The sequence below is a fragment of the Pseudoalteromonas sp. NZS37 genome (assembly GCF_015864265.1).
GTDB lineage: Bacteria > Pseudomonadota > Gammaproteobacteria > Enterobacterales > Alteromonadaceae > Pseudoalteromonas > Pseudoalteromonas arctica.
In genome coordinates this window covers 1-23,911 of sequence record NZ_JADYXL010000016.1, presented here as the reverse complement: position 1 = coordinate 23,911, position 23,911 = coordinate 1, and the positions used below count along the sequence as shown (strand labels likewise).

The 23,911-nt window shown below is 38.3% G+C and carries 29 protein-coding genes; 20 read left to right on the top strand and 9 right to left on the bottom strand.

Annotated elements, in window-relative coordinates:
- Positions 1-2: 2 nt before the first annotated feature.
- Positions 3-200, top strand: a complete 198-nt coding sequence (locus I6F47_RS19485; protein WP_165722906.1) for a YnbE family lipoprotein — start codon at positions 3-5, stop codon at positions 198-200.
- Between the two features lie 11 nt (positions 201-211).
- Positions 212-541, top strand: a complete 330-nt coding sequence (locus I6F47_RS19480) for a YdbL family protein (protein WP_197184394.1) — start codon at positions 212-214, stop codon at positions 539-541.
- Between the two features lie 69 nt (positions 542-610).
- On the opposite strand, the gene I6F47_RS19475 is transcribed toward I6F47_RS19480, so the two are convergent.
- Both I6F47_RS19475 and waaA read right to left on the bottom strand, forming a co-directional pair.
- On the bottom strand, positions 611-1,159 hold the full coding sequence (locus I6F47_RS19475; RefSeq protein ID WP_197184393.1) for a DUF1415 domain-containing protein: 549 nt from the start codon (positions 1,157-1,159) through the stop codon (positions 611-613).
- Positions 1,156-2,484 (bottom strand): lipid IV(A) 3-deoxy-D-manno-octulosonic acid transferase, encoded by a 1,329-nt coding sequence (gene waaA, locus I6F47_RS19470; RefSeq protein ID WP_197184392.1) that lies wholly within the window; start codon positions 2,482-2,484, stop codon positions 1,156-1,158. Before waaA ends, I6F47_RS19475 begins: the two co-directional genes overlap by 4 nt.
- A gap of 182 nt (positions 2,485-2,666) precedes the next feature.
- Here waaA and I6F47_RS19465 point away from each other — a divergent pair, with 182 nt between their 5' ends.
- Together I6F47_RS19465 and hldE are read left to right on the top strand one after the other, a co-directional pair.
- Positions 2,667-3,257, top strand: coding sequence for an SIS domain-containing protein (locus tag I6F47_RS19465; protein ID WP_002961065.1), 591 nt, complete (start codon positions 2,667-2,669; stop codon positions 3,255-3,257).
- Complete coding sequence (gene hldE, locus I6F47_RS19460) at positions 3,257-4,696, top strand: bifunctional D-glycero-beta-D-manno-heptose-7-phosphate kinase/D-glycero-beta-D-manno-heptose 1-phosphate adenylyltransferase HldE (RefSeq protein ID WP_165729385.1); 1,440 nt, start codon at positions 3,257-3,259, stop codon at positions 4,694-4,696. The genes I6F47_RS19465 and hldE overlap by 1 nt, the downstream gene beginning before the upstream one ends.
- Positions 4,697-4,794: 98 nt before the next feature.
- Here hldE and I6F47_RS19455 read toward each other — a convergent pair whose 3' ends face one another.
- Positions 4,795-6,300, bottom strand: coding sequence for a capsule assembly Wzi family protein (locus I6F47_RS19455; protein WP_197184396.1), 1,506 nt, complete (start codon positions 6,298-6,300; stop codon positions 4,795-4,797).
- A 211-nt stretch (positions 6,301-6,511) separates the two neighbouring features.
- On the opposite strand from I6F47_RS19455, the gene I6F47_RS19450 reads away from it, so the two are divergent.
- Both I6F47_RS19450 and I6F47_RS19445 read left to right on the top strand, forming a co-directional pair.
- A complete protein-coding gene (locus tag I6F47_RS19450; RefSeq protein WP_197184391.1) occupies positions 6,512-7,582 on the top strand; it encodes a glycosyltransferase family 1 protein in 1,071 nt (356 codons plus the stop codon).
- The gene (locus I6F47_RS19445) at positions 7,582-8,667 is read left to right on the top strand and encodes a glycosyltransferase (protein ID WP_101164176.1); all 1,086 of its coding nucleotides are present in this window, start codon (positions 7,582-7,584) and stop codon (positions 8,665-8,667) included. Before I6F47_RS19450 ends, I6F47_RS19445 begins: the two co-directional genes overlap by 1 nt.
- Before the next feature lies 1 nt (position 8,668).
- On the opposite strand, the gene I6F47_RS19440 is transcribed toward I6F47_RS19445, so the two are convergent.
- The gene (locus tag I6F47_RS19440) at positions 8,669-9,397 is read right to left on the bottom strand and encodes a 3-deoxy-D-manno-octulosonic acid kinase (RefSeq protein ID WP_197184390.1); all 729 of its coding nucleotides are present in this window, start codon (positions 9,395-9,397) and stop codon (positions 8,669-8,671) included.
- A gap of 122 nt (positions 9,398-9,519) precedes the next feature.
- On the opposite strand from I6F47_RS19440, the gene I6F47_RS19435 reads away from it, so the two are divergent.
- The 6 genes from I6F47_RS19435 to glpG all read left to right on the top strand — a co-directional run bounded on the left by I6F47_RS19435 (position 9,520) and on the right by glpG (position 14,781).
- On the top strand, positions 9,520-10,578 hold the full coding sequence (locus I6F47_RS19435; protein ID WP_197111063.1) for a glycosyltransferase family 9 protein: 1,059 nt from the start codon (positions 9,520-9,522) through the stop codon (positions 10,576-10,578).
- Complete coding sequence (gene gmhB / locus I6F47_RS19430) at positions 10,578-11,141, top strand: D-glycero-beta-D-manno-heptose 1,7-bisphosphate 7-phosphatase (protein ID WP_197111065.1); 564 nt, start codon at positions 10,578-10,580, stop codon at positions 11,139-11,141. The genes I6F47_RS19435 and gmhB overlap by 1 nt, the downstream gene beginning before the upstream one ends.
- A gap of 169 nt (positions 11,142-11,310) precedes the next feature.
- On the top strand, positions 11,311-12,504 hold the full coding sequence (locus I6F47_RS19425; RefSeq protein ID WP_197184389.1) for a glycine C-acetyltransferase: 1,194 nt from the start codon (positions 11,311-11,313) through the stop codon (positions 12,502-12,504).
- A gap of 50 nt (positions 12,505-12,554) precedes the next feature.
- Positions 12,555-13,580 carry an L-threonine 3-dehydrogenase gene (gene tdh / locus I6F47_RS19420; protein WP_197111066.1) on the top strand — a complete coding sequence of 342 codons (1,026 nt, stop codon included), beginning with the start codon at positions 12,555-12,557 and terminating at the stop codon, positions 13,578-13,580.
- A gap of 68 nt (positions 13,581-13,648) precedes the next feature.
- Complete coding sequence (gene glpE / locus I6F47_RS19415; RefSeq protein WP_007584717.1) at positions 13,649-13,966, top strand: thiosulfate sulfurtransferase GlpE; 318 nt, start codon at positions 13,649-13,651, stop codon at positions 13,964-13,966.
- A complete protein-coding gene (glpG, locus tag I6F47_RS19410) occupies positions 13,963-14,781 on the top strand; it encodes a rhomboid family intramembrane serine protease GlpG (protein WP_024594082.1) in 819 nt (272 codons plus the stop codon). The genes glpE and glpG overlap by 4 nt, the downstream gene beginning before the upstream one ends.
- A 3-nt stretch (positions 14,782-14,784) precedes the next feature.
- Here the strand turns inward: glpG and I6F47_RS19405 are convergent, their stop codons facing one another.
- Complete coding sequence (locus I6F47_RS19405; protein ID WP_007584719.1) at positions 14,785-15,183, bottom strand: flagellar basal body-associated protein FliL; 399 nt, start codon at positions 15,181-15,183, stop codon at positions 14,785-14,787.
- A 154-nt stretch (positions 15,184-15,337) separates the two neighbouring features.
- Here I6F47_RS19405 and I6F47_RS19400 point away from each other — a divergent pair, with 154 nt between their 5' ends.
- Both I6F47_RS19400 and ubiA read left to right on the top strand, forming a co-directional pair.
- Entirely contained in the window at positions 15,338-15,877 is a 540-nt protein-coding gene (locus I6F47_RS19400; protein WP_165729394.1) for a chorismate--pyruvate lyase family protein, read from the top strand.
- On the top strand, positions 15,874-16,752 hold the full coding sequence (gene ubiA / locus I6F47_RS19395) for a 4-hydroxybenzoate octaprenyltransferase (RefSeq protein ID WP_197101361.1): 879 nt from the start codon (positions 15,874-15,876) through the stop codon (positions 16,750-16,752). The genes I6F47_RS19400 and ubiA overlap by 4 nt, the downstream gene beginning before the upstream one ends.
- Positions 16,753-16,789: 37 nt before the next feature.
- On the opposite strand, the gene I6F47_RS19390 is transcribed toward ubiA, so the two are convergent.
- The 3 genes from I6F47_RS19390 to I6F47_RS19380 all read right to left on the bottom strand — a co-directional run bounded on the left by I6F47_RS19390 (position 16,790) and on the right by I6F47_RS19380 (position 19,187).
- Positions 16,790-17,410, bottom strand: coding sequence for a 2OG-Fe(II) oxygenase (locus tag I6F47_RS19390; protein WP_007584723.1), 621 nt, complete (start codon positions 17,408-17,410; stop codon positions 16,790-16,792).
- A gap of 92 nt (positions 17,411-17,502) precedes the next feature.
- Positions 17,503-18,387 carry a LysR family transcriptional regulator gene (locus I6F47_RS19385; RefSeq protein WP_007584725.1) on the bottom strand — a complete coding sequence of 295 codons (885 nt, stop codon included), beginning with the start codon at positions 18,385-18,387 and terminating at the stop codon, positions 17,503-17,505.
- A 377-nt stretch (positions 18,388-18,764) separates the two neighbouring features.
- Complete coding sequence (locus I6F47_RS19380) at positions 18,765-19,187, bottom strand: DUF2721 domain-containing protein (protein WP_007584730.1); 423 nt, start codon at positions 19,185-19,187, stop codon at positions 18,765-18,767.
- Positions 19,188-19,262: 75 nt separating this feature from the next.
- Here I6F47_RS19380 and I6F47_RS19375 point away from each other — a divergent pair, with 75 nt between their 5' ends.
- The 3 genes from I6F47_RS19375 to tsaD are packed head-to-tail and all read left to right on the top strand — an operon-like array spanning position 19,263 to position 21,251.
- On the top strand, positions 19,263-19,616 hold the full coding sequence (locus I6F47_RS19375; protein ID WP_010554404.1) for a putative signal transducing protein: 354 nt from the start codon (positions 19,263-19,265) through the stop codon (positions 19,614-19,616).
- Positions 19,609-20,199, top strand: a complete 591-nt coding sequence (locus I6F47_RS19370) for a YjaG family protein (RefSeq protein WP_007584732.1) — start codon at positions 19,609-19,611, stop codon at positions 20,197-20,199. The genes I6F47_RS19375 and I6F47_RS19370 overlap by 8 nt, the downstream gene beginning before the upstream one ends.
- 38 nt (positions 20,200-20,237) lie before the next feature.
- Entirely contained in the window at positions 20,238-21,251 is a 1,014-nt protein-coding gene (gene tsaD, locus I6F47_RS19365) for a tRNA (adenosine(37)-N6)-threonylcarbamoyltransferase complex transferase subunit TsaD (RefSeq protein ID WP_010554406.1), read from the top strand.
- An 11-nt stretch (positions 21,252-21,262) separates the two neighbouring features.
- Here tsaD and plsY read toward each other — a convergent pair whose 3' ends face one another.
- Positions 21,263-21,874 carry a glycerol-3-phosphate 1-O-acyltransferase PlsY gene (plsY, locus tag I6F47_RS19360; protein ID WP_007584736.1) on the bottom strand — a complete coding sequence of 204 codons (612 nt, stop codon included), beginning with the start codon at positions 21,872-21,874 and terminating at the stop codon, positions 21,263-21,265.
- Between the two features lie 230 nt (positions 21,875-22,104).
- Between plsY and folB the strand changes: the two genes are divergently transcribed.
- Genes folB through I6F47_RS19345 form a run of 3 tightly spaced genes read left to right on the top strand, consistent with a single transcriptional unit; the run spans position 22,105 to position 23,750 of the window.
- Positions 22,105-22,464 (top strand): dihydroneopterin aldolase, encoded by a 360-nt coding sequence (gene folB, locus I6F47_RS19355; RefSeq protein ID WP_007584738.1) that lies wholly within the window; start codon positions 22,105-22,107, stop codon positions 22,462-22,464.
- On the top strand, positions 22,465-22,953 hold the full coding sequence (gene folK, locus I6F47_RS19350; RefSeq protein WP_024591465.1) for a 2-amino-4-hydroxy-6-hydroxymethyldihydropteridine diphosphokinase: 489 nt from the start codon (positions 22,465-22,467) through the stop codon (positions 22,951-22,953).
- Positions 22,950-23,750 (top strand): undecaprenyl-diphosphate phosphatase, encoded by an 801-nt coding sequence (locus I6F47_RS19345; protein WP_197184388.1) that lies wholly within the window; start codon positions 22,950-22,952, stop codon positions 23,748-23,750. Before folK ends, I6F47_RS19345 begins: the two co-directional genes overlap by 4 nt.
- Positions 23,751-23,911 lie beyond the last annotated feature (161 nt).

Genomic DNA, 23,911 nt, shown 5'->3' with positions numbered 1-23,911 from the left:
TAATGAGACAGTCGTTTTTGATAAAAGTACTGCTCGCGCTAGGTGCTATTAGTGCACTAAGTGCCTGTACGCACCGAGTTGAGGTGTCTGCTAAAGAGCCCATTACTATTAATTTAAATGTGAAGGTCGATCACGAAATTCGCGTAAAAGTAGATAAAGAACTCGACAGTTTGTTTAGTGACGACAGTGAGTTATTTTAAGGAGCTAAAAAATGAATACGAAGAAAAAATTAAATATTATTACGTTAGTTAGTGCAGTATGTATGTCGTTCTCTGCGTGGGCTATTAGCCTTGATGACGCTAAAAACCAAGGTTTTGTAGGTGAAGATAGCTCTGGTTATTTAGGGCTTGTTGTACAAAACGCAGAAGCAAAAGCAGTTGTTATTGACATAAATGCAAAGCGTAAAGCGCAGTACTTAAAGCTGGCTAAAAAGAATAACTTGTCACTTTCACAAGTAGAAGCACTTGCTGCCGCTAAAACAATTGAAAAAACCCAAAGTGGTCATTACGTTGAAGTAAATGGTAACTGGGTCAAAAAATAAGCTTAAGTATTACTTGTTTTGTAAGAAGTTTTGCACAAAATTTATACAAACCAAGATAAAACCGAGCGTTTAAGCGCTCGGTTTTTTACAGCCTTCAAGTAACTGCTGCCAAAAATCAATACCCTTACGCCTTGCTAGGTTTATATTATGCTCTGGAATAGATTCAGGTTCGTTATAACTATCAAGCGCTTCGCTCATACTTGCTTCGCGAATTAAATGCAAAGTAGGAAAAGGCGCTCTATTTGTATAGTTTGCGGCATCATTTTCATCGCTGTCGGCAAATACGTAATCAGGATGAAAGTTAGCAATTTGATACTTACCTTCAAATCCTTGCGCGACTAAAAGCGCATTTGCTAAATCGACCAAGTCTAAAAAGCATTCAAAGTCACTAAAGCCGTTGTCAAACATGATAAGGGTTGTTTCGCGCTCTGGTTCGCGGTCAAGCTCAACACATTGCTCAAGCATATCCATTACAGCATCATCCATACTCGTTGCAGAGCTTACGATGTAATGAATACAGTTATTTTCTACTTCTTTGCGGGCAAACGGGCAAAAGTTATATTTAACAATAACAGATGACACCCATTCGCGGGTTTGGCTTATAGCTATGTTGGTCACGGTTTTGGCTCTAAATATTGGTTAATAATGGTAAGTGTTTTTTGTATAGCACCTTGGTTTTTAGCTACGCATTGCGCAGCTTTAATACCTAAGGTTTGGCACGCTTTTGTGTTTTGGCTAAACGTTATGAGCTGCTTAGCTAGTTCGTCGTTACTATCAACCACTACAGCGCCTTTAAGCTTTATTAGCTCGGGATAAACATGATCAAAATTGTATGTGTGTGGACCTGTTATTACACCTACCGAAAACGCTGCTGATTCCAGTGGGTTATGCCCACCTCTGCGAATTAAGCTGCCACCAATAAAGCTCACATTTGCAGCGCCATATAAACACTGTAATTCACCAAGCGTATCAGCAAGGAGTACTTGTTCATTGTTGTAGTTATTTTGGCTACGACGGCTAAAACTAAGTGGGCTTTGTGTTAAAAGCTCAGCTACTTTATCAAATTGCTCTGGATGGCGCGGGGCAATTATAAGTAATGCATTAGGTTGCTTTTTTAGTAACTGTTGGTGGGCTGCCAATACTAATTCATGTTCTACAGGATGCGTTGAGCCTGCTACCCATACGAAGCGCTCGTCATTGATGTGTTCAGTACTGCTATTTTCATTACTACTATTTTTATTAATACTGTAAAGCTGTTTAAGGTTGAGTACTTTGGCTAATTGCTCGTCACTTGGTGTTATATCAAATTTTATAGAGCCTGTTACATGGCTTTTTGAAGTTTCGAGACCAAGCTCTATAAAACGCTCTGCATCTGCCTTGTTATGACTCGCAAGTACTGTAATTGAGCGCATAATAATATGCGTTAATTTAGCGACCTTTTGATAGCCTTGCTGCGACTTTTCAGAGAGTCTTGCATTGATGACAAGTACCGGTATATTCTTTTTGTGACTTATCGCCATTAAATTTGGCCATAGCTCTGTTTCTAAAATACATAATGCTTGTGGCTTTATACGCTTTAAAAATCTGGCTGTCGCAAACGGAAAATCGATTGGTAAGTAGCTACACGCCATAGTATTTTTAAACTGGTTAAGTATTTGATCTCTGCCTGTTGGGGTATTACAGGTTATAAGTATATTTAAATTTGGATGCGCTTTTTGAAGAGCTTTAATAAGCGGCGTTGCGGCAAGTACCTCACCAACAGAAGCACAATGAAAAACTAAAGGTTTGGTTTTAGTCGTAAATAAAGACTTACTGACAAACCCAAAGCGCTCTTTAAAGTGTGCACGATAACCTTGGTTTTTTTTACCTCGTAAAATATAGAGATAAAATACAATCAGTGGGCTAATAAAAATTAATGCTAGAGAGTAAAAAATGCGTGCCATACTGATCTTTCTTAAAGGGAGGTGGCGTTAGTTTACCGTGAAATAGCCGTTTTCTAAACATACTCACAATAAAATATGGTCTGGGTTCAGTTATAACCCGATAAAATGCACACAATTAAATAAAATTATGGAATAATGGATTTAATTTTTCCCTGCTATTTCAGTTCCTAGAGGAATTTTTCATGTCAATTATCGATTCAGTGGCAACTAGCTACGTTGAAACATTAAACCGTCATCAAGCATTATTTGAAACGATGGAAGCTTATCATCAAGAATCTATGCAACTGTTAGAAGCATGCCACAGTGCATTACAAGCTGGTGGCAAGATTGTTTGGTTTGGTAACGGCGGTAGTGCAGCCGATGCGCAGCATTTAGCAGCAGAATTTGTAGTGCGTTATAAATTAGAACGTGGTCCGCTTGCCTCAATGGCATTGACTACAGATACATCAATTTTAACAGCACACAGCAACGATTATCACTTTGATACGGTGTTTGAACGCCAAGTTCAAGCGCTATGTAAGCCAGAAGATTTAGTTATTGGTTTAACCACATCAGGTACTAGTAATAATATTAATTTAGCATTAGAAGCTGCAAATAAACTAGGCGCTTTTACAGTGGCATTAACTGGACGTGATGGCGGTAAAGTAAAAGATATTGCTAAGTTACCTATCATTATAAAAAATGACGAAACAGCACGTATTCAAGAAGCTCACATGTTTATAGGTCACTGGTTATGTGAAGCCATGGATATGGTTGTTGCGGAGCAGCAGTAATGGATTTATCGTTATTAAAAAACTTATCAGCGGCACGAATATTAGTTGTTGGCGACGTAATGCTAGACCGTTATTGGTATGGTGATACAGGTCGAATTTCGCCTGAAGCGCCAGTACCTGTTGTTAAAGTAAGTAAATTTGAAGACAAAGCGGGCGGCGCAGCTAACGTTGCAAAAAATATAGCGCGGTTAGATGCAAAAGTTGGCTTACTGGGCTTAATTGGTGAAGATGAAAGCGGGCAGATTTTAGAGACTATTCTAAAAGGTGAAAAAATAAGTTCACAATTAGTCAGTGTATGTGATTTACCGACTATTTCAAAAATGCGTGTTATTAGCCGCCACCAACAACTCGTTCGTCTTGATTTAGAAGAAACATTTACCGAGCAACACAGCCAACTTTTATTAAACCGTTTAGAGCTTGTACTTGATGAATACGATTTTATAGTGTTCTCTGATTACAGCAAAGGATCTTTAAGCTTAATTAAAGAGATGGTAAGCCTTGCTAAGGGCGCCGGAAAAACGGTTTTAATCGACCCTAAATCGCCAGATTTACATTTATATGAAGGTGCTGATTACATTACGCCTAATTTACATGAGTTTAAGTTAGCGGGTGGTCAAACCGATTCAGAAGAAGCTTTAGCTGCAAGTGCACGTGATTTAATTAGCAAAAATGGCATTAAAGCCATGTTGCTTACGCGTTCTGAGCAAGGTATGTCGTTAATTAATGCAGATGAAAAATTTGATTTTGCAGCACAAGAACTTGAAGTAAGTGATGTGACTGGGGCTGGTGATACGGTTATAGCTACATTAGCCGTTATGCTTGGTGCGGGCATGGAACCTAAAGATGCTGTCGAAATTGCTAACTTAGCGGCAGGTATAGCGGTTAGTAAATTTGGTGCAGCTACAGTTTCGCCAGAAGAGTTAAGTCGTAAGCTTGGTCAGTATTTACATACTACTGGTGAGCATTACCAAACACCATTTGATGATGTCCTTCAACATATTGAGTTTGCAAAACAAAATGGCGAAACCATTGTATTTACTAATGGCTGCTTTGATATTTTACATGCTGGGCATGTGCGTTATTTAGCACAAGCTAAAGCCCGAGGCGATAGACTCGTTGTTGGATTAAATAATGATGAATCTATTACGCGCTTAAAGGGGGCAGATCGTCCTATTAACCCGCTAGATGAGCGTGCAATGGTACTTAGCGCACTTTCATCAGTTGATTGGGTTATTCCGTTTGGTAGTCTAGATGAAAACGATACTCCCGCTAAATTAATCGAGCAGATAAGCCCTGATATTTTAGTTAAGGGTGGCGACTACACCGTAGAGCAAATAGCGGGTGCTGAGCATGTACTTCGCCATGGCGGAAAAGTTGAAGTGCTTGAATTTTTAGATGGATGCTCAACATCAAAAGTAATTAGTAAAATTAAACAGTAATTACTGATTTAGTTTGCTAAAAAATACAAAAAAGGGATGAAAACACTGTTTTCATCCCTTTCTTACTTTTAATACGTTACTTTATTAAAAGTAACGTATTAAAAGTTATATTCGTACTTAGCAAACGCAGAAGTATCGTTTTCAGCACCGTCGTTGTTAGACGCAAAAGCACCTAAAGTGACGCGTCCTCCCATAGAAAGCATTCTGTAACGAAGTTCTAATTGCTTACTGTTGTAGGCTGTTTTAGTTATGCTGTTACCTAAATCTGGATTGCTAGGGTACCAATCGCTATTGTCACTATTGTAATCAACACTGCGTAATTTCAACTGCCAATCATCACCATTAGAAAGCTGACCAAGTAGTGTTAGGACAACTGATTGCGCATCATTATCATACGTCGAACCAATAGTGCGTCCATGGTAGCGATAGCCAGACTTATAAGTATCATGCTCATAGTAACAATTTTCAACTATTGAGTCAGCTTGGCATGAAACACCAGTATCTATATATTCAACATTTACTAATATGTTTTGAGCATAAATGCGCTGTGTTGTTTGCAGACCAAATAAGTAAGCTCTATCAGCGGGTTTAAACTGTGAGCTAGCATCTTCACCTATAGTACTGGCATAAACCGCATATGGTTGATCAAATAAGGTATCTGACCAACGAATATCAATACCAGCCAATTGATTACCTATTTTCGACTCTAACTGGCTATCACAACTCTCATTGCCATCGATACATGCAGTTTGCCCTGTTATGACATCAATAAAATCACCCGCAGAGCCCGGTTGTCCGTCACCTGCCCATTGTGCAGACCAGCTAAGTGCAATTTCTAACTGTTGAATAGGGCGAAAATTAACACGAGTACTCCACAGTAAAGCATCAGGTATAACACGCGTAGACTCAAGCTTTGCCATTTGTGCTGTAAAGCTCCATTGACCAATCCAGCTCAGCCATGGTGTCTCAAAAGCAGTACTTTTTTCTCGAGTAACACTTAGTGCAGGTAAAGGTTTCGCATTACCTGACATAATTAAGCTGTTATCAACACCAGGTCCCCAAAATTGTTCAACAGCACCGGCTCTAAAAATCCAGTTACCTAAACGGTAAGCTAAGTAACTATTATCAAGTGAGGTATCGTTACAATCGGTTAAAGCTTGCTCATCGGTAACTATATCGTCAGTCGTTTTTCCATCAACTAAACATTTTTTACCGTCTTTTCTATAGTTTATAGCTACTTTAGCTGCAAAGTTATCGCCTAAATAAGCGTAAGCTGCTGAAAGCTCTGTTTCTTGAGTATTTGTTGCACCAAAGCTTGTTGCTATGATTGGATCTGTGGCTGCAAAAGCTGATAATTGAAGACTATGTGAGCTACTATTTTCCGATTTATATCGATGTTTAACGCGAAGTAAAGCATCTTGTAAGCTTGGAGATAATTGCTCCAGCGGCATGCTTTCCACATCGCTTATAAAACTTTTCCACATAAGCGGATAGGTAGTTACAGGAGCTAAAATAACACCGGCATCAGCTAATTGTTGAATATCAGCTCTTAGACCATAATCATCGGGTTTTACCCATGGCTCAGCATTAACTGATGCGCTCATAGCGCAAAAAAGAGTAGAAAGTAGAAAAATTCTGTTTCGCAAAGTTCAGATCCTTGTGATTAAGATTGCGGCTAAGTTTATCAATCTAAGTCTGCTATTGCAGTAAATAATCAAATTTATAGAGTTAATTTAATATATTAAAATGTAACCTGTCTATCGTAATAAGTATCTGATTGATATACTGGAGCTCAAATAGGACATTGAGAATGCAATGAGCAACAAACGACTTTTATTTATTCCAGTATCATCACCAGAAGGCATTGGTGAATATATGCGCTCGTTGTTGTTGGCTCAAAGTTTAAAGGCAGAACTTGCAGATTCTCTCGATATTCACTTTATATTAAATAAGCATACAAGCTACGCAAAAGATTGTCCTTTTGAAGCCACACTACTCGAACACTCAGCGACTAAAGAGCTTGATTTTGTTTGCGACTTTATAGAGCAATTTAAACCTGATGTCGTTGTTTTTGATTGTGCAGGACGTGCAGGGCATATGAAGGCGGCTAAAAAGGTAGGCGCTAAAGTTATATTCATTTCTCAGCATGCAAAAAAACGTGCTAAAGGCTTAAAACTTAACAGAATTAATTTAATTGATACACATTGGGTTGTACAGCCTGATTATTGTATTGAGCCACTTACATGGGCTGAAAGTACGAAGTTAGACATGTTTCCCTTGGCACATCCTCGAAATGTAGGTCCTTTTGTTACATTTGCCTCTTGCGCGCAAAAACGTGATGTTTTAAATCGCTATAACTTAGTATCGGAAGGCTATTTTATTGTAAATGCTGGCTCAGGCGGACATGTATTAAATAACCTTAATTGCGCTGATGTTTACTTTAAAGCCGCGCTTAAAATTACTAAGCACACTGGTTTAAAAGCAGTTGTTGTGTTTGGTCCCAATTATAAGAAAGCCATTCCTGAAAGTGATGAGGTTACTTGTTTAGCGAGTCTGCAAAGTATTGATTTTTTGGCATTAATGAGCCAAGCTAAAATCGCATTACTTAGCGGTGGAGATACTTTACTGCAAGCAATTGCAGTTCAAACCCCCGTTGTGGCATGTGCTATCTCAAAAGATCAAAATACACGTTTGGATCATTGTGTTAATGCAGGTGTTGTCATAAAAGCAAATCTTGATATTGATGAAATCACTACGAAAATAGCTCAGGTTATTAGCGAGCCTTTCTATAATGAATTCGTTGCTAAATATAGCCAACTTGATAATACACATAGCTTCGATGTGATCACTAATGGCATAAAAAATATGCTTATAGGGGATCGCTAATGAATATAGTGATTGTAATTGATTCACTAGTAGGTGGTGGTGCTGAAAAAGTAATGCTTACTTTGGCTGAGGAAATGGCCAAGTTACAGCACAGAATCACTATTTTGTCTCTTGCTAACTCCATTGAATATAATATCCCTGAAGTACTTAACGTGGAGAGTTTATTCGCACATAGGGCATCAAAAGTAGATCGATTTTGGCAGCGTAAAAATAGCATTTTAACACTACAAACTTGGTTTGAAAAAAAACAAAGCGAGCTGGGCAATATTGATTTAGTGCTTTCTAATCTTGATAGAAGTAATAACTTGCTCGCGCGTAGTAATATCAAAAATGTTCATTTTGTTATTCACAACTCAGTTAATGCAGAACTTGCACGTCAAAAAAAGTTAGGTCCATTTTCATATTTATATCTTAAAAAAAGTAAGCAAAATTTAAATGGTAAATCACTTATTTGCGTATCAAAGGGTGTTGAAAAAGAAATAATACAAGGGGATTTAATTAACCCAAGTGCAATTGCGACTATTTACAACCCGTTCGATTTTGAAAAAATAAGACAGCAAGCAAATGAGCAAAATAACAATATCCCAAATGAGCCCTACTTAATTCATGTAGGAAGACTCGCCAAACAAAAACGCCACGATATATTATTTGCAGCATTTGCAAAGCTTGATAAAAAATACAAGTTAGTACTTTTATGTAATAAACCGGCTAAAGCGCTAAAGCTTGCACAGGAATACGGCATAGAAAAACAGTTAGTAGTGCCAGGATTTCAACAAAACCCGTACAACTGGATTAAGCATGCCAAAGCTTTAGTGTTGAGTTCTGATTTTGAAGGACTTCCAACGGTATTAATTGAGGCTTTAGCGGTGGGTACTCCGGTAGTCAGCACTAATTGTACATTTGGACCAAGCGAGATATTAACAGGCGAGCTAAGTAAATATTTAGTACCCGTTCAGCAAAGTGAGGCATTAGCCAATGCCGTTAAGCAGGTGCTAGCAGATAAGCCAAATGTAGAAAACGCAGATATTCTAAAACAAGTACAGGCAGAGCAGGTTGCTCTGCAGTATTTAGCATTGGCTAACTAAGTTAACTTATATTAGCGAGTGCTTTGAGATAGTTGCTATGCAGAGTTTGCCAGTCAGTCGCTTGCCAATTAAATGTCTCGTTTCGACCCTGTTCTTTTAAAAACGAGCGCTCAAGACGTGCCATATTACTTTGTTGCCATTGTGGGTTAGGCGCTCTTATTTCACCTCTATCAAAGTCGATAATATAAACATCACCAGTATCACTAAACAAAATATTATTAATGTTTAAATCGGCGTGATAAACACCTTTTGAATGAAATAGCGCGATTGTTTTAGCTATGCGCTCCAACTCATCTTCGGTCAATGGGCGTTCAATTAATACATCGAGTACACTTTTAGCGCTTTTAACAGCCTCTGTAATAATATCACCACGATAAATTAATCCGCTACGCGTTACTTTAGCTGCAATAGGGGTTGGTACGTTTAAACCAAGCTCTATAAGCTTACTCATTAAGCTAAACTCTTTATACACACGGGTTTGTTCAAGCCCAGTATATAAATACTGATCGCTTAGCAATTTACCCACTAAGCCACCGCGCCAATAATGCCTAAGTACGGCTGTTAATCCGTCTTGTTTAAAAAACCACGCAGTTGCTCGGCCCTTTTTGGCGCCCACAATTTTATTTTGTTGTTGCCAATAATTTGCATCAAACCAATCGAGGGTAATTTGGCTTGTGTATTTAGGGTGGCTTAATACAGTGTGACTGCCTCGTACGTGTTGTTTAAACATAGCTCTGTGTAATTGCTAAATAATGTGCCTATATTAGCGTGTTTTAAAGCTGAGGATAAGTGCTTGCAATAGCGTGATTATAATTTAAGATCGGCTTTTGTATTTATTACCTAAGGGAATGTGTGACTCAAGCTCCTAACTATTCATCTATTTGTATATTAAGACTCTCAGCCATTGGTGACGTATGTCATGGTGTGAGTGCTGTACAAGCTATTCAAAAAGCACACCCTAATGCAAAAGTCACGTGGGTTATTGGCAAAATAGAAGCCATGCTACTTGCCGACTTACCGGGCGTTGAGCTGGTGGTATTTGATAAAAAGCAAGGCAAAGCAGCGCTTAAAAGCTTAAAGCAACGTTTTAAAGGTCAAAAGTTTGATGTACTACTTAATATGCAAGTTGCATTAAGGGCTGGGTTTGTAGCGCGTTGTATTCCAGCAAAAATAAAAATAGGGTTCGATTGGGCGCGTTCAAAAGAATTGCACAGCTTATTTATTAATAAACGAATAGCCCCAGAAGCTCAGGCGCATGTGCTTGAAGGCTTTAAAGGTTTTGCAAAAGCCATTGGTGTAGCTGATTATAAGCCGAGTTGGAACATGCCATATACCGAGCAAGACCAAGCGGTTGCCGATGAGCTACTAACACCAAAATACCTAACTAATAAACTATTTGTAATATCGCCAGCAGCAAGTAAAGCACAGCGCAATTGGCTCGCAGATCGTTATGCCGCATTGGCTGATTATGCAAATGAGCAAGGCTTTAAAGTTGTATTGACGGGTGGTCCAACAGAACTTGAAATTAACCTAGCAAATAGCATTATTAAACATAGCAAAACACCTATTTTAAATTTAGTTGGCAAAACGAAACTCAAAGAATTGTTGTGCGTGTTAAAGCGTGGCAGCTTAGTGCTCGCGCCCGATACGGGTCCTGCACATATGGCGGTAACGGTTGGTACGCCGGTTATTGGTTTATACGCACATTCAAACCCAGCACGCACAGGTCCTTACTTATACCAAGACTACGTGGTAGAGGTTTATCATCAAAATTTGCTTAAGCAAACTGGTAAAACAGCTGAGCAAGTGCCGTGGGGTACGCGCGTAAAAGGCGATGATTTAATGAGCCAAATTACAGTTGATGACGTAAAAGCGATGTTTGATCATGTTGTACAAAAAGAGTCTTTGTAATGAATGCACAAAAAAAAAATAAAGCACTTTTTTTAGACCGAGATGGCGTAGTAAATGTTGACCATGGTTATGTGTATCAAAGCGATAAATTTGAATTTATTGAAGGTGTTTTTAGTACTTGTAAAGCATTTTATGATGCGGGCTATAAAATCATAATCGTCACTAATCAATCTGGAATTGGCCGAGGTTATTACACCGAAACTGATTTTTTAGCACTAACTGATTGGATGAAAACCCAATTTAGCGATCACAGTATTGAAGTTGCCGATGTGTACTTTTGCCCTCATCACCCTAAAAAAGCGCACCCTGAATATTTGAAAGAGTGCAGTTGCAGAAAGCCTGCGCCAGGGATGTTATTGCAAGGCATACAAGAGCATAACATCGACCCTGCTTACAGTATAATGGTGGGCGATAAACTCAGTGATATGCAGGCTGCGAAAAAAGCAGGGATCACTACCCGCGTTTTAGTGCGTTCAGGTCAAAGCTTTGATGAAAGTGCCAAGCAAGAGGCTGATTTAATTATCGATTCTATAAACAGTTTACCTGCACTTTTAAAGACATAAATAAACTAAACAGATTAGCCTGTAAACTGGCAGGAATTCCTTCCAGTTTAGGGCGTTTGCGACGAACTGCAAACCGTGCATTTTCCCCATTAAACTTTTACAATACCCCCCATAATAAACAGTCGCTTAAATGTGGTTGTTGACCCGTTCAAATAAATGGAGAACACAGATGAGAGCATCTGCTTTTTTTAGCCAGCTACAACAGCAAATTGAAGACGTAAAAACCGAAGGTTTGTATAAAAGCGAACGTATTATTAAATCTCAGCAGCAAGCTCAAATCGAAGTTGCGTCAGGTAAAGTAATCAACTTTTGTGCTAATAACTACTTAGGTTTAGCTAATAGCCCAGAGCTAATTGAAGCTGCGCAAAACGGTTTAAATAATCATGGTTTTGGTGTGGCGTCTGTTCGTTTTATTTGTGGTACGCAAGATATTCATAAAACACTAGAGAAAAAAATCAGTGAGTTTTTGGAAACTGAAGACACCATTCTATATTCTTCGTGTTTTGATGCAAACACCGGTTTGTTTGAAACTATTTTAGGCGCAGAAGACGCTATTATTTCTGATTCATTAAACCATGCATCAATTATTGATGGTGTACGTTTGTGTAAAGCTAAGCGTTTTCGTTATGCAAATAACGATATGGCTGATCTTGAAAAGCAACTTATTGCAGCAGATGAAGCCGGCGTTAAAACGAAACTAATAGCTACTGATGGCGTGTTTTCTATGGACGGCGTTATTTGTAATTTAGAAGCTGTGTGCGACTTAGCCGATAAATATGATGCGCTTGTAATGGTTGATGACTCTCACGCAGTTGGCTTTGTTGGCGAAAACGGTAAGGGTACACCTGAGTACTGTAATGTATTAGACCGTGTAGATATTATCACCGGTACATTAGGTAAAGCGCTGGGCGGTGCTTCAGGTGGTTATACTTCAGGTAAAAAAGAAATTGTTGAATGGTTACGCCAACGTTCGCGCCCATACTTGTTCTCAAACTCATTAGCGCCTTCAATTGTTACTGCATCAATTAAAGTACTTGAAATGCTAGAAAATGGCGGTGAGCTTCGCGCTAAACTTTGGTCAAATGCTAAATACTTCCGTGAGCAAATGGAAGCTGCTGGTTTTACGTGTGCAGGTAAAAATCATGCAATTATTCCAGTAATGCTGGGAGATGCAAAAGTAGCCTCGTTAATGGCTGATAAGTTACTTGTTGAAGGTATTTACGTAACCGGTTTTTCATTCCCAGTAGTACCAAAAGGGCAAGCGCGTATTCGTACACAAATTTCAGCGGCGCATAGCATTGAGCAACTTGATATTGCTATTGATGCATTTACCCGCATTGGTAAAGAAATGGGCGTTATTTAATTTTATTTTAAACCGAAGCCTTGCTTCGGTTTTTTAGTTGAGTGTGAATTATGAAAGCATTATCTAAATTAAAAGCAGAACCGGGCATTTGGATGACAGATGCGCCAAAGCCAGAAGTCGGTCATAACGACTTACTGATTAAAATTCGTAAAACAGCTATTTGTGGTACCGACGTACATATTTACAAATGGGATGAATGGGCAAGCAAAACTATTCCTACTCCAATGGTTGTTGGTCACGAATATGTTGGTGAAGTCGTTGATATGGGCCAGGAAGTTCGTGGCTTTAAAGTAGGCGATCGCGTATCGGGTGAAGGTCATATTACATGTGGGCATTGTCGTAACTGTCGTGCTGGGCGTGTACATTTATGCCGTAATACAACGGGTGTTGGCGTAAACCGTGAAGGTGCATTTGCAGAGTATTTGGTTATTCCTGCATTTAATGCATTTAAAATTCCAGATAATATTTCTGACGAACTGGCTTCAATTTTTGACCCGTTTGGCAATGCAGTTCATACCGCATTATCGTTCGACTTAGTTGGCGAAGATGTACTTATTACTGGTGCAGGCCCAATTGGTATTATGGCAGCAGCGGTTGCAAAACACGTTGGTGCTCGCCACGTCGTTATTACCGACGTAAATAAATACCGCCTAGATTTAGCCCGCAAAATGGGTGCATCTCGCGCGGTAAACGTGGCAAGCGAAAAGCTTGAAGATGTAATAAAAGACTTAGGTATGACAGAGGGCTTTGATATTGGTCTTGAAATGTCAGGTGTGCCAAGCGCTTTTAATTCAATGCTTAATAACATGAACCACGGCGGTAAAATTGCCATGCTAGGTATTCCACCATCTGATATGGCAGTTGATTGGAACCAAGTTATTTTTAAAGGTTTAGTGATTAAAGGTATTTACGGTCGCGAAATGTTCGAAACGTGGTACAAAATGGCAAGCTTGATTCAATCTGGTCTTGATTTGAACCCAATCATTACACATCAGTATTCTGTGGATGACTTCCAAGCTGGCTTTGATATGATGATTTCAGGTCAGTCAGGTAAAGTGATTTTAAACTGGGATTAGTTCCTAACTAAATTACAAGAAGGGCGGCTTTAGCCGCCTTTTTTATACTATTAATTAAAGAGACTTCAATGGCATTTAAACACATTTCTATAGCGCAAACGTTAGAACTTCTAGATAAAGAAGACGTTGTAATTGCAGATATTCGCGATCCAAATTCGTATCAAGCTGGTCGTATTCCAGGCTCAGAAGCACTTTCTAACGGTAATATTGCACAATTTATGATGGAAAAAGAATTCGATCAGCCAATTATTATTGTGTGTTACCACGGTATGAGCTCTCAGGGCGCAGCTAGTTATTTAGTTGAGCAAGGCTTTGAAGATGTTTACAGCATGGATGGCGGTTTTACTGCGTGGGAAGCGTCTTATAGCGAGAAAGTAGAGCGATGATAGAGCTTGGCAGTTTAAATAACCCACGCGCCGCACAGGGCTTTATAGATTATTTAAAAAGCCAGGGCCTAGATGCAAAGATACACTCGGCAGATGGCAGTAATGTCATTATTAGCGTGACTGAGGAGGACTTTCATCAAGTTCAGCCTTTATGGGTTGAGTTTACACAAAACCCTAATCATGAAAAATACCAGCAAGCATCTTGGGATGTAGGCAGCACACAGTCGCCGCTTAAATATCAAGGGCAATCACTTAATCTTATGTCGCGATTTAAAGCGCTTAGCTGGCTTAACCAAACTGTTAGCATATTAAGTATTGTTATTTATGTCGCTTTTTTATTGGGTGGATTTGATGAAATTTATACAGCTCTGCAATTTAATCCATCACAACCGCTTAGTTGGTTAACACCTGCGCTTGTGCATTTTAGCGCGATGCATATTGTGTTTAATTTAATTTGGTGGATGTCACTTGGCGACAATATCGAAAAGCAATGCGGAAAACTCAGCTTAATAGGTTTGTTTTTAGTGACTGCACTTATTAGTAATTGGGCGCAATACCTAATGGTTGGTCCCAACTTTGGCGGTTTGAGTGGCGTAGTATATGGGTTACTTGGTTTTTGTTGGATTCATAGTTTTTTAAATCCGAACAAACCTGCGCTGGTTAGTACGGCTATTGTTGGTTTTATGTTGATTTGGTTAGTGCTTGGGTTTGCAGATGTATTGTTTGTAGGTATGGCTAATTGGGCGCACTTAGGTGGGTTAGTTAGCGGTATGGCTTTTGCCTACACCGCCAAAGTATTTAACGCAAAACGTTAAATACTAATGATATAAATATTTAGTGAACAAGACTTCACGGATGATCTCTTGTCCTGTTTCTTCTTTTAAGAGGCTTTTTAGTTTTTCGGCGCACTTTGCGCGTATTTCTTCACGGCCAGTAAGGGATTTTATTTTTTCTTCAGGCTCTTTAGATAAAATCTCTACTAGGGCATCACGTAGTAATGGCGTGTGGTGCTCTACTACTGCAATATCTGAAGTGTCATTAAGCATTAAATCAATAGTTACACGCACATAGCCCATTTTTTTACTTGATGCGCCAATGTAGTTGGTGATTATATCGGGCTCAAAACCAAAATAACCAACTGTAGATTCAGCACGAGCTGTAAAGCTTATGACGCTTACAAAGAACGTAAAAAGACCTGCGTATACTATTTTTTTCATATTTAAAGCGTTTCTTAAAACTTGTTACAAATAGTTTATACTTAATAGTGGGTAATAAACAGCGCCAAGCTATTATTTATGGTTATAAAACATCACTTTTTCAAAAGCTTTGGCAATGGTATCATCTCGTTGTTTTTTATTTTGTTGAGCTATTGTGATTACTTATCCTCTGTCTATATCTGCTAATTGGCAGTCCACTTCATATGTAAGTGACTTATCTCCTCTAGAGCAAGAATGGCTTTTTGAACCTAATTCTTTAACTGCTAAATTAAAAAGTAAATCACAAATTTTTAGTGTAAGAGTATTAAGCGAGCAGTTATTTACTTTAAGTCTAGAGCAAAAGTTATTACTAAACTGTAGCGCTAAAACAGCTATTAATAGAGAAGTACTCTTATTGTGCGATAACAAACCTGTGGTATACGCACAGAGCTGGCTTCCTAAAAATGATTCGAGCAATCCTTTGCACAATATGGGTGAACGACCTCTTGGTGATGTGATTTTTCAAGACCCAGCACTAAAACGAACGGATATAGAAATTGCTTATTTTGATGCCAAGCACCCCGTTCAGCAATTAGTTGCAAAATTAAATCTACCCGAAAAAAACTTACTAGGGCGTCGAAGTGTATTTTCACTCAAAGAATATAAATTTTTAGTGTGTGAAGTGTTTTTACCAGGAGCATATTTATACTCATGAAATTAGCCGCTTTAAAGCCAAAACATATTTCTTACTATATACAGCTAATGCGTATAGATAAGCCCATTGGTACCTTGTTATTACTTTGGCCAACATACTGGGCTTTATGGCTTGCTAATAGTGGGATGCCGAGCTTACTCAACTTTATTATATTTACGCTGGGCGTTGTTGTTATGCGAAGTGCAGGGTGTGTAATTAATGATTTTGCAGATAGGAAAATAGACGGCTCTGTAAAACGCACAGCTCAGCGGCCGCTAGCTTCAGGGCGGGTTAGTAGTGGTGAAGCACTTAGCCTATTTTTACTGCTCATAGTTATTGCGTTTATTTTAGTATTAATGCTTAGCGTTAATACTATTTTGCTTTCTTTTGGGGCTTTGGCTTTAGCCTTTTGCTACCCTTTTATGAAACGCTATACACAATTACCACAAGTTGTTTTAGGAGCTGCATTTGGTTGGGCTATTCCAATGGCCTATATGGCTTCAATAAATGCATTACCGCAGCAGGCATGGTTATTATTTATAGCCAACATCTGCTGGACAGTCGCTTATGACACTATGTATGCGATGGTTGATAGAGATGACGATTTAAAAATAGGGGTAAAATCAACCGCTATTTTATTTGGTAAATACGACCGCCACATAATCTTTTTACTTAATGCTGTATTTATATCGCTGGTTGCGTTTATTGGTATAAGTAATCATTTAAGTGTCGCGTTTGGCATTAGTTTGAGTGTGGCTGCTGGTTTATTGGCATATCAACAAACGCTTATTCATAAGCGTGAAAGAGATGCCTGCTTTAAAGCGTTTTTAAATAATCATTATGTGGGCTTGGCTATCTTTATAGGGTTATTACTTTCATACCCAATAGCATTTTAAAGCCTTAATAAAGGCTGTTAAAATACTTAATTTAGAGCTATCGGGGTGGATCAATAATGCCGCTAATAGAGGCGTTTTTTCTAAACCATCCAGCAATAGAATAGCGTTCGTCAACTGCAGGAAGCACTTCATGAGCAAAACGTTCGCTTTCAAACATAACCAATGTGCCAGCAGTTGGTTTAATGGTTATTTCTACTTCTTTACTTTTAGGTTTATATATAACAAGTTCGCCACCTTGCTCTGGCGTATTTAAATAAAGCACCGTTGTAAATACACGATTAGATCGACCTTTAAATGCGTCTAAGTGTTTTTTGTAAAAATCACCCTGTGTATATTTTGCATAATGGCATTCGTAATCAAATAGCCCCATAAAAAAGCTACGATTTAACGTGGTTTTTATACTTTGCATTATTGCTTGGTAAGTAAGCTGTGCTTGAGAGCTGCCGTCAAACCAATAGGTTTTGTCAGTGCGAATAGTTTTATCTATTTGTAAGTTATTTAATCGACCAATACCGGCAAGGCTAAAGTGGGGGTTTATACGGTGACAATCTGCAACTAAATCGTTAACTAAATCGGCAATAAGCGCGTTATGAATTACGGTGTATCCTTGGCGTTCTATATCATCTAAATAGACATCAGGACCAAAAAGTGTGTTCATTCACATCAGCTGTTTAAAAAAGGTGCGACAGTGTAGCCGAAAAGCGATTTAAAGCTACTGTTTATTGTGCCGCACTTTTTCAAAAAGAAGGGTTAGTTAAATGCAGCTCCCGCTTTTTTTATAAGCGACAGCAAGTGCTCTACATGTTCGGTAATTGATGTTTGTTGGCTTGTTTGTACAACGAGTTGCTCGTGATTTAAATCTTTATTTGTTTTTAGTTGCACGAGTTCAGAGTTCTCTGCGATTGTGTTTGCATGCTCAATGCTTGCTATAGCAAAGTGATCTGATTTAACTACACCAGCCATTACTTGCTCAATGCTACCCACTTTAATACTTGATGATTTATTTAAAGAATCAATTGCTTCATTAAGCATAGTTTGCACTTGTTTAGATTGAGAGAAGCAGCCAAACATAGGGTAGCTATCAAGATTTTGCTTACTTATATCGTTTTTATGTGCAAGAGGGTGATTTTTTGAAACAAATAATACAAGCTGATCAGGTAAGTGAATGTCACTGCCAATACTATTAATAGCTTGAGAGTATACACTTATGTCTATTTCACCTTGTTGGAGTCTGCGTGTTAGCTCTTGTTGATCTTGTAACTGCATTTCAATTTTTATATGAGGATATTGAGCTAAAAACTGTCCACAAGAAATAGGTACTATGCTGCTTGCCTTATTGGTATAGCCAATAACAAGTTTTTCATTAGCATTACCGTTTACTGATTGAAAAATCCGTTTTTTCGTTAGCTCAAGTTCCGATAGAGTCGTTTTAGCATATTCAAGGAAAAGTTCGCCTTCAGGCGTTAATTTAACAGAACGAGTTGAGCGTTTTACTAACTCATATCCCATTTCATTTTCAAGTGTTTGAATGCTGCGCGTTAGCGCTGAAGTACTAATTTGGGTTTGTTCAGCTGCTTGTCTAAAGTGACGTAATACACCAAGTGCTACAAATTGCTCTAATTGTTCAAATCTCACTTTATAGTCCCTTTTTATAAGTAAGTCGCAGATACCACGGATATCAAATATATTAATTTTTATTCTAAAGTTTAGTAAAATTCTATATTGAAATACGGTTGCAAGTTCATACGTGTTTCCAGCAGGATACCCCCCTTTTAGTATTAATTAAAGAGGAAAGCGACCAAATAGTATTACTTTTTTAATTGATAACTAGTTGTTTATTGTGTTTTGTCTATATTTTTGCAATTAACTATCTAGGCAAAGTTATTTTAACTCAGTGGGTTAGTTAGGAGATTGGAATTTAATTGTTCTAATTAATAAAAAAGTACGCCCCAAAATAGGGCGCACATATAACATGATTATGACAAATAATAGGGTGTTTTATCTATAAGAGTTTATTTTACAAAATTTCTATTTATTCGGCTGCTTAATGGTTTATTTTCAATGCTTTGTAGTTCTATTTCAATCGCATCACAGGAAATATGTATTTCGAATAAAGACGTTAATAACGATAAACTTAAGCAAGCTAAGCTAATGCCAAATAAAATAATCCCTGTGGTATTAAATTCAATAAATAAAGCAAACATCGAAAATGTACACAGTAAAAAAGAGGCTACGCCGTATACCTGCATTGTTCTTATTAAGTTTATTCGTTTACGTAAGTTAGTGATTTGAGCGACTACAACAGGTCGGATAGATTCGCCTTCACGCGCATTTAACTCTCTAATTAATTGCGCTAAAACTAAAAATCGGTTTGTATAGGCTAATAATAGCAGCGATATGGCCGGAAAAAGTAAGCCCGGGGTTGTAAGTGTCATGTTTATTCCTTAAAAGTGCAGCATGCTAATAATTTAGCGCAGGATATTGATAACACAAAATAAATGAGGTGAATATTGCAAAATATTAATAATAAAAATTCAACTGATAGCTCTTTTCAATGGGTTACAATTTATAAAGCCGAAAATACTCTTGAAGCTAATATTATTAAAGGTTTAATACAAACCAGTGGCATTGAATGCAAAATAAAAGGTGAGATGCTCCAAGGCGCATTGGGAGAAATTCCATTTGATCAAGCACAAGTTAGTGTGCAGGTTTATGCGATAAAAGAGCGCCATGCGCGCCAAATATTGGTAAACTATCAACAAGTAAAACAATCCGCTCCAGATTGGGTATGCCCTAACTGTAATGAGCATAATGGATCAACATTTGATTTTTGTTGGTCGTGTGAGACGTTAAAGAATGACTAAAGCAAATAATTTTCAGCGTATTAGAGAGCTTAACTATTTACAAAAAGCTGTTTTAGCAAGTGCTTTAATAGAGCGAATGCTGCCAAATTACGGTTTATTTAGCGAAGCAACGGGGTTTGGTGATGAAACCTTACTTCGTAATTCGCTTAATGTTTGTTGGGAAAAAATATTACTGCCTAAAAGTAAAATAGATCTCGAAAAACAAGTTGAAAAAATAGAACCGAATGTTCCTGAACTTGCTGATTTTGATATGTTTGGTACTTACCCTGCTATTGATGCTGCAACGTCTTTACTTAGCTTAATGCATGGTTTAATGGCGCAAGATGAGCAAGAGTTCATTAGTGTCAGTAAAATATCTCAAGCAACAGTGGCCCGCTTTATTGAATATCAAATGACGGTTGAAGGTGAGGTTGCAGATAACACGGCCGTTAGAGAGCATCCATTAATGCAATACGAAATTGAAGTATTAGGTGAGCTAATTGATTTTGTAGAAAATATGGGGCGTATTACCTCTGATAGCGTGAAGGCACTTAAAAAGTTTGCCCTAGAAGATGGCCAAACAAATATTGGCCTTACGTTATAAAAACAGCGAAGTGAAATTTTAAAGGCAGGAGAAGTACAGTGCGAATTTTAGGCATTGAATCGTCATGCGATGAAACAGGTATTGCAATATACGATGACGAAAAAGGCTTGTTAGCTCATCAATTATACAGCCAGGTAAAAGTACACGCTGATTATGGCGGTGTAGTACCGGAACTTGCATCGCGCGATCATGTTCGTAAAACGCTACCACTTATAGACGCGGCTTTTGCACAAGCGGGTTGCGGCCCAGAAGACTTAGATGGCATTGCTTATACTGCAGGCCCAGGTTTAGTTGGAGCATTATTGGTAGGTACTTCTATTGGTCGTTCATTAGCATACGGTTGGGACATTCCAGCTGTTGCTGTTCATCATATGGAAGGGCATTTACTTGCTCCGATGCTTGAAGAAAATATTCCTGAGTTTCCGTTTATTGCATTGCTTGTATCGGGCGGTCATACCATGATGGTTAAAGTAGCGGGTATTGGACAATACGAAGTACTAGGTGAGTCAGTTGATGATGCCGCAGGCGAAGCCTTTGATAAAACGGCTAAGTTACTTGGTCTTGACTACCCTGGAGGTCCGCGCTTAGCTAAAATGGCTGAACAAGGCGTTGCGAAGCGCTTTATTTTTCCTCGCCCGATGACTGACAAACCAGGTCTTGATTTTAGTTTTAGTGGTTTAAAAACTGCAGCATCAATCACTATTCGTGAAAATGACGACGACGATCAAACTAAAGCTGATATAGCGCATGCATTTCAAACAGCGGTTATTGATACGCTGGTTATTAAGTGCAAGCGAGCGCTTAAACAAACAGGTATTAAGCGTTTAGTAATCGCCGGTGGCGTAAGTGCAAATACACAGCTTCGACTGCAGCTTGAACGCGTAATGAAAGGTATGAAAGGCGAAGTTTTTTATCCGCGTACTGAATTTTGTACCGACAACGGTGCAATGATTGCTTATGCAGGAATGCAACGATTAAAAGCAGGTCAGTTTGCAAGTCTTGATATGAAAACAAAACCTCGCTGGCCAATAGATAGCCTTGAGCCTATTTAATGACTCATATTTTAGATATTTTTGTTTTCATCGGTGGGTGCTTTTTTAGCACCCACTTTTGGTTCTTCCCCGCTAAATAATCGAATAATATTAGTACGGTGACGAAATATAATTAACAGCGTGATAAAAGTAACGGGAAGAGTATAAAGTGGCTTTATCAGCCATGTATATAAGGGCGCTAAAGATACAGCTACAAGCGCTGCCAGCGATGAATAGCGTGTTATTGCCACTATAACCAGCCATGTACAAACAAGTAAACCAGCCAATGATAAGCCAATAGGTAATAATGAGCCAAATGCCGTTGCTACGGCTTTACCTCCTTTGAAGCTAAAAAACAGTGGGTACATATGACCTAAACAAGCAGCTACTGCGACTAATCCAAGCTCTAAAGGTTCAACTTCTAAAAAATAAGCCCCCCATACTGGAATAGTGCCTTTTAAAATATCAAACACTAAAACCAAGCAAGCCGGAAATGCTCCGCCTAATCTATAAACATTTGTAGCCCCTGGGTTGTTAGAACCACTATTACGAGGGTCAGGGAGTTTGAACAACCGCGACACTAAAATAGCCGACGAAATCGACCCAAGTAAATAAGCTAAAACAAACATTAAAGTGGCTAACACACGCTTCCTTATTTTTTAATTACTATACCAATTGATAGTACTTTTAAGCTATTATTGGCAGCAAAATTTATCGTGAAAATTATTAACAGGCTATTTAATAGCTAGTTTGGTTATTTTGCTATTGTAGAAGTTATTTTCATATATTTAAACACTGGCTAAACCATATACAGTATTAATTTTATTGATGCTTTGTATAGTTGCTTAGTCGTTTGTTGTTATTTGGAGTATCAATGGATAAGGTTTTTATATCTCAATTGCACGTCGACACTATTATTGGAGTGTACGACTTTGAAAAAGAAAGTAAACAGAGCCTTTATTTTGATATTGAAATGCTTAGTGATATTAAGCCTGCAGCCGAAAATGACGATATTAATTTAGCACTGGATTACTCAAAAGTAAGCGAACGCGTTATTAAGCACTGCACTGCAAAACCTGTTGAGTTGCTAGAGACTTTGGTTGAGCAGTTGGCTGAGATTATTTTAAGCGAGTTTAATACGCCACAAGTTACTATAAGAGTAAGTAAACCTGCAGCAGTAGCACAAGCACAAACTGTGGGTGTTGAAATTACACGTGTTAAGGCAACTGACTAAATGGCTCAAATTTATATCAGCCTAGGGTCAAATATAAATAAAGCGCATTATATACAATGTGCATTAATTGCACTTAAGCAGCACTTTGAGCATATTGTGCACTCGTCTGTTTTTGAAAGTGAAGCAGTTGGGTTTGCTGGCAATAATTTTTATAATTCAGTAGTTGGCGCTACAACTGATATGTCGCTTGCTGATGTATGCGCTTTATTAAAAGAAATAGAGCGTGATAATGGGCGTACAGCGAACGATAAAAAATTTAGTCCACGAACGCTCGATTTAGATTTACTGTTTTATGATGATGTAACTTGCGATTCCCCAGCGCAATTACCACGTGATGAAATAACTAAAAATGCATTTGTATTACAACCTCTGAGTGAGGTTGCCCCAGATTTTTATCATCCTGTAGCTAAGCAAACGATTGCGCAGTTATGGAATGAATATAATAACCCTCAACAAAAGCTATGGAAGGTGGAGTTTTCTAACCTATGAGTATTATCGAAATAATTATTTTAGCCCTCATACAGGGATTTACTGAGTTTTTACCAATATCGAGTTCTGCGCATTTAATTCTCCCATCGCAAATTTTAGGCTGGGAAGATCAAGGGCTTGCGTTTGACGTAGCAGTACATGTTGGTACTTTAATAGCCGTTGTTATTTATTTTCGTAAAGAAGTAGTAGATATACTAAGCGCATGGTTTAAATCTTTTGGTAAGCAAGGCACTACCGATGACAGTAAATTAGGCTGGTGGATTATACTAGGTACAGTGCCTGCCGTTATTTTAGGTTTACTTTTAAAAGACTTTATTGAGTTATATTTGCGAAGCGCTTGGGTAATTGCTACTACCACCATTGTATTTGGTTTGTTGCTTTGGTACGCAGATGCAAAAGGGAAACAAATTAAAACTATTTATCAGCTCAATTGGAAAACGGCACTTATCATTGGTTTCGCACAAGCTGTTGCAATGATCCCGGGTACTTCTCGATCAGGTATCACGATGACCGCTGGTTTAATGTTGGGTATGAATAAGCAAAGCGCAGCGCGTTTTTCGTTTTTACTAGCGATTCCGATTATTTCTATGATGGGGCTTTATTATATTGCAGAGCTTGCACTGGGTGACCATGTAGTTGATTGGAATACATTATTGCTTGGTGTGGTGCTATCGTTCTTATCGGCTTATGCATGTATATTTATGTTTTTAAAAGTAATAGAGCGAATGGGTATGTTGCCATTTGTAATATATCGTTTATTACTCGGTGTCGGTTTGATTGTATTTTTAACGCTATAAACAAACTTAATTAGTAAAACCAAAAAAAGCACCTTTAGGTTAATGCCGATCAGTTAAGAAAATGACCGGTTGACCGATCCAAACGATCATGCAAAATCCGTAGTTAGGAAACTAACTACGGATTTTTTTGTGAATATAGAACAAGCACTGCAAGCAACACT